At 65.5% G+C, this 10,331-nt stretch carries 9 protein-coding genes; 6 read left to right on the plus strand and 3 right to left on the minus strand.

Annotated features, from left to right (window positions below):
- Nucleotides 1-656, plus strand: a 656-nt coding sequence (locus tag WBQ44_RS18335) for an Asp-tRNA(Asn)/Glu-tRNA(Gln) amidotransferase subunit GatB (RefSeq protein ID WP_495568101.1), incomplete at its 5' end; no start/stop codon positions are given.
- 14 nt (nt 657-670) lie between these two features.
- Nucleotides 671-1,849 (plus strand): cation:proton antiporter, encoded by a 1,179-nt coding sequence (locus WBQ44_RS18340; RefSeq protein WP_495568102.1) that lies wholly within the window; start codon nt 671-673, stop codon nt 1,847-1,849.
- Here the strand turns inward: WBQ44_RS18340 and WBQ44_RS18345 are convergent.
- Complete coding sequence (locus WBQ44_RS18345; protein ID WP_495568103.1) at nt 1,846-2,988, minus strand: PQQ-dependent sugar dehydrogenase; 1,143 nt, start codon at nt 2,986-2,988, stop codon at nt 1,846-1,848. The two genes, WBQ44_RS18340 and WBQ44_RS18345, sit on opposite strands and share 4 nt — an antisense overlap.
- A gap of 92 nt (nt 2,989-3,080) precedes the next feature.
- Here WBQ44_RS18345 and WBQ44_RS18350 point away from each other — a divergent pair, with 92 nt between their 5' ends.
- A complete protein-coding gene (locus WBQ44_RS18350; protein ID WP_495568104.1) occupies nt 3,081-3,944 on the plus strand; it encodes a DoxX family protein in 864 nt (287 codons plus the stop codon).
- 81 nt (nt 3,945-4,025) lie between these two features.
- Here WBQ44_RS18350 and ilvD read toward each other — a convergent pair whose 3' ends face one another.
- Both ilvD and WBQ44_RS18360 read right to left on the minus strand, forming a co-directional pair.
- A complete protein-coding gene (gene ilvD / locus WBQ44_RS18355) occupies nt 4,026-5,867 on the minus strand; it encodes a dihydroxy-acid dehydratase (RefSeq protein WP_495568105.1) in 1,842 nt (613 codons plus the stop codon).
- A 58-nt stretch (nt 5,868-5,925) separates the two neighbouring features.
- Nucleotides 5,926-6,432, minus strand: a complete 507-nt coding sequence (locus WBQ44_RS18360) for a PH domain-containing protein (RefSeq protein ID WP_495568106.1) — start codon at nt 6,430-6,432, stop codon at nt 5,926-5,928.
- Nucleotides 6,433-6,688: 256 nt separating this feature from the next.
- On the opposite strand from WBQ44_RS18360, the gene WBQ44_RS18365 reads away from it, so the two are divergent.
- The 3 genes from WBQ44_RS18365 to ilvC all read left to right on the plus strand — a co-directional run bounded on the left by WBQ44_RS18365 (nt 6,689) and on the right by ilvC (nt 10,213).
- The gene (locus tag WBQ44_RS18365) at nt 6,689-8,650 is read left to right on the plus strand and encodes an acetolactate synthase large subunit (protein ID WP_495568107.1); all 1,962 of its coding nucleotides are present in this window, start codon (nt 6,689-6,691) and stop codon (nt 8,648-8,650) included.
- On the plus strand, nt 8,647-9,150 hold the full coding sequence (ilvN, locus tag WBQ44_RS18370) for an acetolactate synthase small subunit (protein ID WP_495568108.1): 504 nt from the start codon (nt 8,647-8,649) through the stop codon (nt 9,148-9,150). Before WBQ44_RS18365 ends, ilvN begins: the two co-directional genes overlap by 4 nt.
- Nucleotides 9,151-9,211: 61 nt before the next feature.
- Complete coding sequence (ilvC, locus tag WBQ44_RS18375; RefSeq protein ID WP_495568109.1) at nt 9,212-10,213, plus strand: ketol-acid reductoisomerase; 1,002 nt, start codon at nt 9,212-9,214, stop codon at nt 10,211-10,213.
- Nucleotides 10,214-10,331 lie beyond the last annotated feature (118 nt).

Consider the following 10,331-nt stretch of genomic DNA (forward strand, 5'->3'; position numbering starts at 1 on the left):
CGACGTCCGGGCGCAAGAAAGAGACCGCGGAGGACTACCGGTACTTCCCGGAACCCGACCTTGCGCCCGTCGCCCCCGATGCCTCCTGGGTCGAGGAACTGCGTGGGACGCTCCCCGAGCTTCCGTGGCTTCGACGCGCGCGGATCCAAGCCGGCTGGGGAGTATCCGACGAGGAGATGCGAGACCTGGTGAACTCCGGGGCGCTCGAACTCGTCGCGGCCACCGTCGACGCGGGTGCTCCGGCACAGGCTGCCCGCTCGTGGTGGGTCTCGTACCTGGCGCAGCAGGCCAACGTCGCCGGAGTCGAGCTTGCCGACCTCGCTATCGCACCGGCTCAGGTCGCAGAGGTGATCGCGCTCGTCGCCGACGGCAAGGTAAACAACAACGGAGCGCGTCAGATCGTCGACGGTGTGCTCGCCGGCGAAGGTGAGCCCACTGCCGTGATGGCTGCCCGCGGACTCGTCGTCGAGAAGGACGACACCAAGCTACAGGCTGCGGTCGACGAAGCGCTCGCCGCCAATCCCGGTGTCGCCGACAAGATCCGCGCCGGCAAAGTGCAGGCTGCCGGTGCCATCGTCGGCGCGGTCATGAAGGCCACACGGGGGCAGGCGGACGCAGCCCGCGTCAAGGAACTCGTGCTCTCAGCCTGTAGGTGAGTTAGAGTCGGCCGATGCCATCGGCCGGCGCTTCGCTGTTCTGGATTGCCCTCATCGCTGTCGTCGCTCCGCTGGTCGCCGGTTTCGTGCCGCGTCGGCTTCTTCCCGAGGTCGTAATCCTGCTCGTGCTGGGCATGATCGTCGGACCCAATGTTCTTGGCTTGGCTGTGGACGGAAACGAAGTCGATCTGCTTCGCGAGCTGGGGCTGGGAATGTTGTTTCTACTCGCCGGTTTCGAGATCGACACCGGGGAGATCACCGGGCGCGGCGGCCGCCGGGCACTTCTGACGTGGGTCGTGAGCCTTATGGCGGCATTCGGCGCCGTCCTGGTCCTTAGCCGATTAGGCGCGGTGTCGGCCGGCGTCGCGGTCGCAATCGCCCTGACATCCACCGCGCTCGGGACGCTCCTACCGATCTTGAAAGACACCGGCCTGCAGAACACCGCGCTCGGTCGCACCGTGATCAATCACGGTGCGGTGGGCGAACTCGGCCCGGTAGTTGCGATGGCAGTTCTGCTCGGCTCGAGGGGTGACATCGAGTCCGTCATCGTCCTGGCGCTGTTCGTTCTGGCGGCCGTCGGCGTCGGGTTCATCCCGATGAGCCTGCGACGTGAAGGCTCACGCCTGCTCGCAGTCATTCGTCGCGGGTCGGAGACAACTGCTCAGACGACGGTGCGTTTGACGATGCTGTTGCTCATCACTCTGACGGCGATCGCTACGATCTTCGGGCTCGACATCATCCTCGGTGCGTTCGCCGCCGGTTTCATCCTGCGTCGGCTCGTACCGACAGGTGACGAACAGCTCGAGGCGAAACTCGGGGGATTGGCGTTCGGGTTCCTCATTCCGATCTTCTTCGTCACTTCCGGAATGTCGATCGATGTGGGCGCGGTGATCGCACAGCCGGGCGTTCTGCTGGCTTTCCTCGCCTTGCTGATGGTGGTTCGCGGTGTGCCCGTTTTTTTGACGACCAGATGGGACTCGGAGAACCACTTCAGCACACGAGAGCAACTTCGCGTCGCGCTCTATGCCACGACGGGCCTGCCGTTGATCGTCGCGGTCACGGGCGTTGCCGTCGAGGAAGGGGAGATGACGACGGCCAACGCTTCAATTCTAGTGGCCGCAGGCGCGATCACCGTGCTGGTGCTGCCGATGGTGGCGACACTGTTGAGCGGCCCGCGAGCCAAGCCCGACTAGTCGAATCCGCCGCCGCCCGCCGGGACCGGGATCTTGACCACGCGATCGTCGTTCGGACCGGCCCCGTCGCCGTTCTTGTTGACCGTCCCCGCCCAGATCTGTCCGTCCGGAGCGAGCGCTGCTCCGTTCAACTGGCCGTACTTGTCCTGCACGAGCAGCGACGGGGCTGCCGTGACCGCACCGGTATTTTCGTCGGTGACGAGTACTGCCATAGCTTTTGCGCCGGTCAGCGAGATGGCCACGGCGCCAGGGCCTGCCCCGCATCCTGCGACGCCTGGACGGTCCGGCCAGGTCCACACCGGGGAGATGACGGCGCCGAGCGGGTCTATGCGCTGCAGTCGGTCTTCGACGGCGGTGCGGTCGGTGACCCAGATGCCGCCGGACGGGTCGATGCACACGTCGCCGGCCGTACCGATCCCAGCCAAAGCAACCTGCGGCGGACGTCCGCTCTGCGCCGGTGTCAGCGATTCGACGCGCAGCAGCTTCCCGGCCAACGACGCGGGGTTCGCCGCGGCGGCCGGGTTTCCTGCGTCGCCGGTCAGCACCACCATCTGGTTGGGGGAGTGGAAGTCGAGAGCGCCGCGATTGCCCTGCGCGCCCCGGGGAATGCCCGTCAGGATGGGTTTGGGTGTGTCGCCGGCGGCGATGCGGACGACGCGATTGTCGGACGGCGTGGTGATGTAGGCGTAGATCAAGCCGTCTTCGCTGTAGGTGGGTGACAATGCCAGGTCCGACAAGCCTCCGTCGCCTGCGGCATCGACGTCGATGCGGGCGATCTCGACGGGTGCGAGACCCTGCGTCACCTGCATGATCCGACCGGTGCGCCGCTCGGCGACGAGCGCAGACATACCTCCTGGCAGCAGAACGAGTCCGCCGGTGGTGTCCAGGCACGTCGCGACAACGTTGGGATCGAGGTCGACGCACGGCCCCGGCTGCTGCGGCGGACCGTTGGGCGCCGTGGAGGTGGGCGGCGCATCGGGATCGACGGGGTCGATCTCGGCCGCGCCGAACGACGGCTCCGGTGTGAACGGTGTGGTCGTCGAGTCGTCGAAACGTGCGCAGCCGACGAGGAGCGTCGCGGCCATCGTCACGACGGCGGTAGCAGTTGCTGTTCGGGACGACGCGCGCACCAGCTTCATACAGTCAGACGTTACGGAAAGGGTCGAATCGTTCGCCACGCGGTGCGTTCAATGCCCAGGGTTGGACCCCTGTTCGTTCTACTGTTGTCGACGTGACCGACAAGCCTCGTGACCCCGAACGATCCGACGCCGGCTACGAACCCGCGTCGAGTCCGTACGACCAGCCGACCGAAAAGCTGCAACCGAAGACCGAAGACGAGTTGGACTTCGGCCGCAGCGGCTCGGGTTCCTACCCCACCGAGCAGATTCCGTCGTTCCGGCCGTCGAAGTTCGACGAGCCGATCGCGCCCGACAGTCGGAATGCGTACTCCGACCAGCCCACCGAAGCCCTGGCTACATCGACCTCCGGGACAGCCGGCTCAGGGACAGCCGGGAGCCTCCCGGGCGACGGTGCCCCCGGGCCCGTCGTACGCACCGAGACGGTTGAGATTCCCGCGCGGCGAGGAACGACCGACCTGGGTCTGTTGCTGCTCCGACTTGCCGTCGGCGGCATCCTGCTGGTCCACGGACTGCAGAAGCTCGTCGGGCTGTGGAACGGCCCCGGCCTGGACGGTTTTCGGTCGCTCCTCGAGAGCACCGGGTACGACCAGGCCAACCTGCTCGCCATTGCCGGCGCCGTCGGTGAGACCGCAGCCGGCGCGTTGCTGATTCTGGGCCTGGCGACACCGCTGGCCGGAGCGGCAGCTCTCGGAGTGATGATCAATGCGTGGTGCTTCAAGCAGGCTGCGGAGCCGGGCCTGCAGTTCTTCGCGCCGAACGGCGTCGAATACGAAACATTGCTCGCCGTGGCTTCCGCAGCGATCATTCTGACCGGACCGGGCAAGATCGCGTTCGACGGTCGGCGCGGCTGGGCAACCCGTCCACGCTTCGGTTCCTTCGCCGCGTTGCTCGCGGGCATCGCCGGCGGCGTGTGCATCTGGATTTTTCTCAACGGTGCGAACCCGTTGGTCCAGTAGGCCGCTGCCGGTTTCGCTCGACTCGAATTACCTTCCAGGTGTGGCCGTGTCCGGACAGGGCGCGGCCACACCTGCGTTCTGTCAGGGGACGTATCGCACGGCGCCCTTGTCGGCCGACGTGGCCAGCGCTGCGTATGCCCGTAGCGCGGTGGTCACGGTGCGTTGACGGCCCTGTGGCTGCCACGGCCGTTCGGACACTTCCATCTTGGCCCGACGTGCCTCGAGGACGTCGTCGTCGACCAGAACTTCGAGTGTGCGGGTGGCGACGTCGATCCGGACCTGGTCATCGTTCTCGACGAGTCCGATGACCCCGCCTGCTGCGGCTTCCGGCGAGATGTGACCGATGGAAAGCCCCGAGGTGCCGCCGGAGAAGCGCCCGTCGGTGATCAGTGCACAGACTTTGCCGAGCCCCGCACCCTTCAGAAATGCGGTCGGGTGCAGCATTTCCTGCATGCCCGGCCCACCCTTCGGTCCTTCGTAACGGACGACGAGTACGTCGCCGGCCTTGATTTTCTTCTGCAGGATTGCCGAGACGGCCTCTTCCTGAGATTCCACGACAAGCGCAGGCCCTTGGAAGCTGAACAGATCTTCGTCGATGCCCGCCGTTTTGAGGATCGCGCCGTCGAGAGCAATGTTGCCGCGCAACACCACGAGCCCGCCCTCGACCGTGTACGCGTGTTCGAGGTCTCGGATGCACCCGCCCGCAGCGTCGGTGTCCAGTGACGACCACCGATTGTCGGTCGAGAACGGCTCGGTCGTCCGTACGCCGCCGGGCGCGGCGTGGAACAGCTCGATCGCCTCGTCCGAAGCCCGACCGGACCGGATGTCCCAGGTATCGAGCCACTCCTCGAAGCTCTCGGTGTGCACGGTGGACACGTCGGTTTCCAGGAGTCCGGCGCGCCGCAGTTCACCGAGCAGCGCAGGAATTCCGCCGGCGCGGTGCACATCTTCCATGTGGTAATCGGAGTTGGGCGAGACCTTGGACAGGCACGGCACCTTCCTGCTGATGGCGTCGATGGTGTCGAGGTCGAAGTCGACCTCGCCTTCCTGCGCGGCTGCGAGGGTGTGCAAAACCGTGTTGGTCGAGCCACCCATGGCGACGTCGAGCGCCATCGCGTTGCGGAACGCGGCAGGGCTCGCGATGCTGCGGGGAAGAACCGAGGTGTCCTCGTCGCGGTAGTACCGCAGTGCGGCTTCGACGACGGTGGTTCCGGCGCGCTCGAACAGCGCGCGGCGAGCCTTGTGCGTCGCGAGCGTCGATCCGTTGCCGGGCAATGCGAGACCCAGGGCCTCGGTGAGGCAATTCATCGAATTGGCGGTGAACATGCCGGAGCATGATCCGCAGGTGGGGCATGCACTGCGCTCGACCTCGTCGAGACCCTCGTCGGTGACCGCGTCGTTGGCGCTGGCGGAGATTGCGGTGATGAGATCGGTGGGCGCCTGGGCGACGCCGCCGACGACGACGGCCTTGCCCGCTTCCATCGGACCACCCGAGACGAAGACCGTCGGGATGTTCAATCGCATCGCGGCGTTGAGCATTCCGGGCGTGATCTTGTCGCAGTTGGAGATGCACACGAGTGCGTCCGCGGTATGGGCATTGGCCATGTATTCGACGGAATCGGCGATGATTTCGCGGCTGGGCAACGAATAGAGCATGCCTCCGTGACCCATCGCGATTCCGTCGTCGACGGCGATGGTGTGAAACTCGCGCGCCACCCCACCCGCAGCACGGACCGCGTCGGCGACGATCTCACCCACGTTCTTGAGGTGTACGTGGCCGGGTACGAACTGGGTGTACGAATTCGCGATGGCGACAATCGGTTTTCCGAAGTCGCTGTCCGTCATGCCGGTAGCGCGCCACAGCGAGCGTGCGCCCGCGGCGTTGCGTCCGACAGTGGTAACCCGAGACCGTAGCGGCGGCATGTCCTGTTGTCCTCTATCTGCGAGTGCGGTTATCGCTCGCAACGAGATTACTCCGGCTTCAGGGCTTCTCCGCGTCAGGCGTGCCCTCGTGATCGGCCTCGTGATCGGCGTCGACGTTCGTCTCATGATCCGCCGCAGCAGCCGCGTAGGGGTCGGGAATCCGGCCGCCACTGGCCGCTGCCAGCTGGGGCAGGCGGTCGAAACGGACCAGAGGCAGCGACTTTTCCGTCGTGTCGTCGAGAACGACGCGCGCCCATCGGCGGTCCGGGAAGTGGATGCCGCGAACCCGATCCCACGGCACGAAGTCCGAACCGAAGACCCTGCGCATGGTCAGTCCGTCCGAACTCACGACGGTGCGTACCCGTACGACCCAGACGCCCACGGCGACGGGAAGGATGAACAGCCATCCCAGAACGGCAGGCCAGCTGGCTGCGGGGAAGGCGACGCCGAACGCCAGCAGGGCAACGCCGACCAGCGCCAGGCGCGGGAGACGGATGACCTGCGGAGACGGAACGGGCGTGTGGGATGATGTGTCCGGTGGTTCGGACTGCTGCGAAGACGACACCCCTTCATCTTCGCATTGCACCTACGTGATCTCACATAATGGGATTGCGTCGTGATGAGTTTGACTGTTTGCTATGCGCGCGCCTACCGTCGAGCGCGTGAAGCGAACATGGATACTCGTAATCGGCCGGCGCGTCGTCGCCTGAGCCGGTTCACTCCTACTCGCATCGACGCGCCACCCTCGTACAGCCTCGGCTGACGGGGGTTTTTTCTTGCCCAGAGATCGCCCAGAACACGAAAATCCTGAGGAAGCAGCAGTGAGCGCACCAACCGCACGCCCAGGGCCCGCGACTCGTAAGTCGGGGACAGTCAACAGCACTCCGGTGTCCGAAACGGCAACGCCGGGCACCGGCGGATCTCGTCGCCATGTCGCACCCGAAAAGGTGACCGGCGCACAATCCGTCGTCCGAGCTCTCGAAGAACTCGACGTCGACACGGTATTCGGAATTCCGGGCGGTGCCGTTCTCCCGGTGTACGACCCGCTCTTCGACTCGAAGAAGGTCCGACACGTCCTCGTGCGGCACGAGCAGGGTGCCGGCCATGCCGCTACCGGCTACGCCCAGGCAACCGGCCGCGTCGGTGTCTGCATGGCGACGTCCGGCCCCGGTGCCACCAACCTGGTGACGCCGCTCGCCGACGCGCAGATGGATTCCGTTCCGATCGTGGCCATCACCGGCCAGGTCGGCCGCAGCCTCATCGGTACCGACGCGTTCCAGGAAGCCGACATCTCCGGAATCACGATGCCGGTGACCAAGCACAACTTCCTCATCACCGACGGCGTGGACATCCCGCGCATCATGGCCGAGGCGTTCTACCTGGCCAGCTCCGGCCGTCCCGGAGCCGTTCTGGTCGACATCCCCAAGGATGTGCTGCAGGCCCAGACCACGTTCTCGTGGCCACCGGAGATGCGCTTGCCCGGGTACCGTCCCGTCACCAAGCCGCACGGCAAGCAGGTTCGCGAGGCCGCCCGATACATCGCTGACGCGAAGCAGCCCGTGCTGTACGTAGGCGGTGGCGTCATCAAAGCCGATGCGTCACCCGAACTGCTCGAGCTCGCGGAGCTGACGGGCATTCCGGTCGTCACCACGCTGATGGCTCGCGGAGCATTCCCGGACAGTCACAATCTCAACCTGGGCATGCCCGGAATGCACGGCACCGTCGCCGCCGTCGCGGCACTGCAGCGCAGCGATCTGTTGATCACGCTCGGTGCCCGCTTCGACGATCGAGTCACCGGCCAGCTGTCCTCGTTCGCACCGGGCGCCAAGGTCATCCACGCCGACATCGACCCGGCCGAGATCGGTAAGAATCGTTACGCGGATGTGCCGATCGTGGGTGACTGCGGCGAGGTCATCACCGAACTCATCGAGGCGATCCGCGCCGACCGCGCGACCGGCACCACACTCGACCTCGTGGACTGGTGGGCCTACCTGGACGGGATCCGCACTACCTACCCGCTGAGCTACGACCGCCCGAGCGACGGCAGCATGTCGCCCGAGTTCGTCATCTCGGCCGTCGGCAAGGCAGCGGGACCCGACGCGATCTACTGCGCAGGAGTCGGCCAGCACCAAATGTGGGCGGCGCAGTTCATCCAGTACGAAAAGCCGCGCACATGGCTCAACTCCGGCGGCCTCGGCACGATGGGCTACGCGGTGCCTGCAGCGATGGGCGCCAAGATGGGCCTGCCCGACACCGAGGTGTGGGCCATCGACGGTGACGGCTGCTTCCAGATGACCAATCAGGAACTGGCCACCTGTGCGGTGGAAGGCATCCCGATCAAGGTCGCGCTCATCAACAACGGCAACCTCGGTATGGTTCGGCAGTGGCAGACCCTCTTCTACGAGGAGCGCTACTCCAACACCAATCTCGGTACCCACGGCGCCAAGCGCATCCCCGACTTCGTCCAACTCGCCGAAGCGCTCGGATGCGTCGGAATCCGTTGCGAGCGTGAAGAAGACGTCGACGCGGTCATCGCGCAGGCGCGGGCGATCAACGACCGCCCCGTCGTCATCGACTTCATCGTCGGCGCCGACGCCCAGGTGTGGCCGATGGTGGCTGCGGGAACCGGAAACGACGAGATCATGGCGGCACGCGGTATCCGTCCGCTCTTCGACGACGACGAGGGTGTCGGCACCAACCCCAGCGTCTCGGAAGCGCTCGAACGCGAGCAGGCCGTCGGCGACCACGCAGGCACCGACGCAGCGAAAGGTACGCAGAAGTGAGCACCAGTCATACCCTCAGCGTTCTCGTCGAGGACACACCGGGTGTTCTGGCCCGCGTCGCCGCGTTGTTCTCTCGGCGCGGGTTCAACATCTCCTCCCTCGCCGTCGGAGGCACCGAGGTCCCCGGAATCTCGCGCATGACCATCGTCGTCACGGTCGACGAGTTCCCGCTCGAGCAGGTGACGAAGCAACTCAACAAGCTCATCAACGTCATCAAGATCGTCGAGCAGGACACCGATTCGTCGGTCGCTCGCGAACTGGTTCTCATCAAGGTTCGTGCCGACGCGAGCGTCCGCAGCGAGGTCATCGAGACCGTGAACCTGTTCCGCGCCAAGGTCATCGATGTCTCACCGGAGGCCGTGACCGTCGAGGCGACCGGTACCCGCTCGAAGCTCGATGCGCTTCTCAAGATGTTGGACCCCTATGGAATTCGAGAAATAGTTCAGTCGGGAGTCGTTGCCGTCGGACGTGGACCGAAATCGATCACGGCGTCGCGCTGACGCGTCGCCGATGATGAACAGCGTCAACCAAGAGGAAAGGTATTAACCAGTGGCAGTCGAGATGTTCTACGACGACGATGCCGACCTGTCGATCATCCAGGGCCGCAAGGTCGCTGTGATCGGCTACGGAAGCCAGGGCCATGCGCATTCGCTGAGCCTGCGCGATTCCGGTGTCGATGTTCGTATCGGCCTCAAAGAGGGCAGCAAGTCCCGCGCCAAGGCCGAAGAGCAGGGCCTGACCGTCGGCACGCCCGCCGAGGTCTCCGCGTGGGCCGATGTGATCATGGTGCTGGCACCGGACACGGCTCAGGCGTCGATCTACAAGGAAGAGATCGAGCCGAACCTCGAAGACGGCGACGCGCTGTTCTTCGGCCACGGCCTGAACATCCACTTCGATCTGATCGAAGCACCGGAGTTCGTCACCGTCGGCATGGTCGCACCGAAGGGCCCCGGCCACCTCGTGCGTCGTCAGTTCGTCGACGGCAAGGGCGTTCCGGCGCTCATCGCCATCGACCAGGATCCCAAGGGTGAGGGTCAGGCTCTCGCTCTGTCCTGGGCCAAGGGCATCGGCGGCACGCGCGCCGGCGTCATCAAGACCACGTTCAAGGAAGAGACCGAAACCGACCTCTTCGGTGAGCAGGCTGTCCTCTGCGGCGGCACCGAGGAGCTCGTCAAGGTGGGCTTCGAGGTCATGGTCGAGGCCGGCTATGCACCCGAAATGGCGTACTTCGAGGTTCTGCACGAGCTCAAGCTCATCGTCGACCTCATGTACGAGGGCGGTATCGCTCGGATGAACTACTCGGTGTCCGACACCGCGGAGTTCGGTGGCTACCTCTCCGGACCGCGCGTCATCGACGCCGGCACCAAGGAGCGCATGAAGGCGATCCTCGCCGACATCCAGTCCGGTGAGTTCACCCGTCGCCTCGTCGCCAACGTCGAGAACGGCAACACCGAACTCGAAGGCCTGCGCAAGGCCAACGCCGAGCACCCGATCGAGGTCACCGGCAAGAAGCTGCGCGACCTGATGAGCTGGGTCGACCGGCCCATCACCGAAACCGCTTAGTTTTCCCCAATTTCGGCGTGCGCGGTCGCACTCAACGCGACTACGCACGCCGAAATCGCGGCGGTCGGTACGCTCGGTGATCATGACGGGCACTGAGACACCGGCCGCTGCGCTGCTG

This window comes from Rhodococcus sp. (in: high G+C Gram-positive bacteria), from assembly GCF_049591685.1.
Lineage (GTDB): Bacteria > Actinomycetota > Actinomycetes > Mycobacteriales > Mycobacteriaceae > Rhodococcoides.

Coding starts and splice junctions, on each gene's coding strand:
- WBQ44_RS18340 (WP_495568102.1), top strand. CDS start 671: ATGCCATCGGCCGGCGCTTCGCTGTTCTGGATTGCCCTCATCGCTGTC.
- WBQ44_RS18345 (WP_495568103.1), bottom strand. CDS start 2,988: ATGAAGCTGGTGCGCGCGTCGTCCCGAACAGCAACTGCTACCGCCGTC.
- ilvD (WP_495568105.1), bottom strand. CDS start 5,867: ATGCCGCCGCTACGGTCTCGGGTTACCACTGTCGGACGCAACGCCGCG.
- ilvC (WP_495568109.1), top strand. CDS start 9,212: ATGTTCTACGACGACGATGCCGACCTGTCGATCATCCAGGGCCGCAAG.